Below are 2,666 nucleotides of genomic sequence, written 5' to 3'. Positions count from 1 at the left end.
ACTACTTATCAGCGCGTTAGATGACCCATTCCTCACAAAGCAATGTTTCCCACATGAAGCAGCGAAGAGCAACCCTTGCTTCGAGCTAGAAACACCACGTTTTGGTGGTCATGTTGGCTTTATGGGCTTTAACAAAGAAGGACTCTACTGGTCAGAAGAACGTGCGATTGAATACTTAAATCGCTTAAGCCGGTTTTAAAGCTTAAAGCCAGCTCTCAATTGCCTCGTGTGCCTGAACATTCTCCGCTCGAGCCTGCAAACCACCCTCACTCAAATAAACGCTAAACCGAGCCCGGTCTTTCATAGGAATAAAGGTACCACTCCCGTAAACCAAGCTCGCCCCTGGCAGCCACTTATAACTAGTTAGCCATTGCTTAAAATCTCTAAGCACAGGCAGCGTATTTTCTGAGCCCTTGTCAGCCTGCCAAAGATTAAACAGCGTCCTGGGCTTATTTCTTTCATCATCTATTGAATGGTAACGTCCAGATAAGCGGTCAAAACGAAATGCATCTTCCATCCCTAAAAAGCGCCAGAAATCTCCCCAGACGAGCAAGCGAGCATCCAGCTGCCACATATCCCCTTCTATTTCAAAGTGCAGAGGAGGCTGTTCGTTTAGCTCTAAAACCAAATTATATCGTTGAGGTCCAAGTCTAAATGTTTCAACGCTTGCTATCTTTTGAGCAGAAGTTTGTGCTTTAAAACTGTACAAATCCCAGGAACTGTAAAGAAGGGCCATTGCAGAGAGTATAGCTAGAATAGCAAGCGTAGCTTTTAGCCATGCCTTGAACCATGTACGAAGGAACAGGTACTTGAAAGAAATAACAATTAGCAGAGCGCCGAGAATAGCAATAGACAAGACGGGCAAGAACATAATTACCTCCTACCCTTGTATAAGCTTAAGTACCATACCCAATTGAAGCCAGACTTTCTTCTGACAACTTTAACAAAGCATCATTCTGGGTTTGTGCCTTGGTCATACTCTCAATGTAGTATTCCAATGAAGTCAGTGCATCAGCCAGAGTTTCTAACAAAGTCTGGTCAGGCATCGTATCACCGTCAACCAACTCCTGTTGAATACAGGACATGCACTTCAATAACAAGGACGTTAACCTCTCCTCACCAATGATGCTCATTGCACCACGGATACTGTCCATGACAGTATAGACTGTTGCCAGGTGAAGCTTATCACCCTGGGATTCAACGTAGGAGCTAATTGATCGTTTAGCCAAGCCTAGCCCGGACTTTGACTCATCAATAACAACGATAGTCGCTTCGCTCAAATATGGCGTTTCGCCATCTTTATGGGCCGACTGCAACTCTACTTCACCCTGAATACCCGTTTCTTCAAAGCGCTTAATCGCCTGCTCAATACCTAACACAGCGTCAGCTACAGCAAATAAATCCTGTTCGGCAACATCCGTCCCTGTGCCTTGCCAAGTTTTGATTGCTTCGATCTGCTGATCACAAGCTAGGCTAATTTTCTTCAGGTCGAGCATAGACAAGGTGCTGCTCAGGCGTTCAAAGACACCCACTATAAACTGCATATCCTCATCGCTTGGCGCATCACCACGCTCAAGAATATCTAATTTTTCTTTAAGCTGAATTAGCTCTTCTTGCAATGCATTGGACAAAGACTTAAGAACATCTGCACCCGGGCCAAACAACCGCTTGCTTTCTGCCGATAAAGACTTTTCATCAAAATCCAATAGGGAAACTTTGTAGCCTTCCAGTACTGCATTCACTTGCTGAGAATAAGAACCACTAATTGCTAACAAGTAGATAAGCTCTTTATGCAAAGACTCCGGTGCCGATTTACTGGTCACCACAGTTCCAACCAATGCCATCTCACGAAGGTACTTTTCAACCTTCATAAACAAGCGCTTGCGAAGGTCATGAGTACTCATATCTTGTTCAAGCAAGGTGTCTGCGACAATATTCACTAAGGCCCAAAATTGCGCCAATGGCTCACCAGCACATAGTTTCATTGCACCTTTGGAGGCACGAGAGATTAGCCGCAACGCTATTTGCTTGTTTCGGTCACGCAATATGTCAAGCAAACCAACCTGATACATATGCCTGAAGCGCTTAGCGTGGTGTTCAAAGTCACCAAGTTTATTACTACTCGATAGGCCAAATATAGTGCTCGGGTCAAATGCCCTATCGCTGGGTAAGTCAAAAAAGTGTGACTCTGGAAAGGGTTTGGTTTTTCTGGCTATTCGAAGCTCATTGATAATCGGCAAAAGAAGCTCTGGATGATCAAGCTTCTTCTGACAAAAATATTCGGTATAACGGCGCAAGATAAAAATAGCATTACTTAGGTTTGTTAACAGGCCATTTTTGTCGTCATTTGCACCAACAGGCACTTCATTCGCTAAGGCAACAGATTCCTGACATAGCAGCACGCAGCCCTGTACCTCTACCAGCACAAAGATACCGCGCAATTGGTTCAAGTAATCGATGCAGTTCTGAAGATCTTCTCCACTGTCGCGATTTTCCTGAAATCGTTCCAGGCTTTGCTCTGCGTGTTGAATTGTTGCTTCAATTTCCGGCTGAACCAGTTCAATAGAACTTAGACTCGTAGATGACAAGGCCATAAGCTAATTCCGGTCCAAAGAGTAATTATCAAGTTTCAAAATAAAACCGCTTTAATTCTTGCATTAATACTT

2 protein-coding genes and 1 pseudogene are annotated in these 2,666 nt (G+C 44.1%); 1 reads left to right on the top strand and 2 read right to left on the bottom strand.

Going from position 1 to position 2,666, the window contains the following annotated elements; all coding sequences use genetic code 11:
- Positions 1 to 199: pseudogene (locus A3757_RS26890) on the top strand (alpha/beta hydrolase); the annotation flags it as partial.
- Positions 200 to 202: 3 nt separating this feature from the next.
- On the opposite strand, the gene A3757_RS15735 reads toward A3757_RS26890, so the two are convergent.
- Positions 203 to 871: a hypothetical protein gene (locus A3757_RS15735; RefSeq protein ID WP_068508922.1), complete on the bottom strand. Its 669-nt coding sequence runs from the start codon at positions 869 to 871 to the stop codon at positions 203 to 205.
- A 25-nt stretch (positions 872 to 896) separates the two neighbouring features.
- Entirely contained in the window at positions 897 to 2,594 is a 1,698-nt protein-coding gene (locus tag A3757_RS15730; protein WP_068552989.1) for a hypothetical protein, read from the bottom strand.
- Positions 2,595 to 2,666: the final 72 nt, after the last annotated feature.

This window comes from Oleiphilus sp. HI0117, from assembly GCF_001635235.1.
This window is presented reverse-complemented; position numbering and strand designations above follow the sequence as displayed.

Excerpts from the sequence above, each read along its gene's own strand:
- A3757_RS15735 (WP_068508922.1), bottom strand. The coding sequence starts at position 871 with ATGTTCTTGCCCGTCTTGTCTATTGCTATTCTCGGCGCTCTGCTAATT.
- A3757_RS15730 (WP_068552989.1), bottom strand. The coding sequence starts at position 2,594 with ATGGCCTTGTCATCTACGAGTCTAAGTTCTATTGAACTGGTTCAGCCG.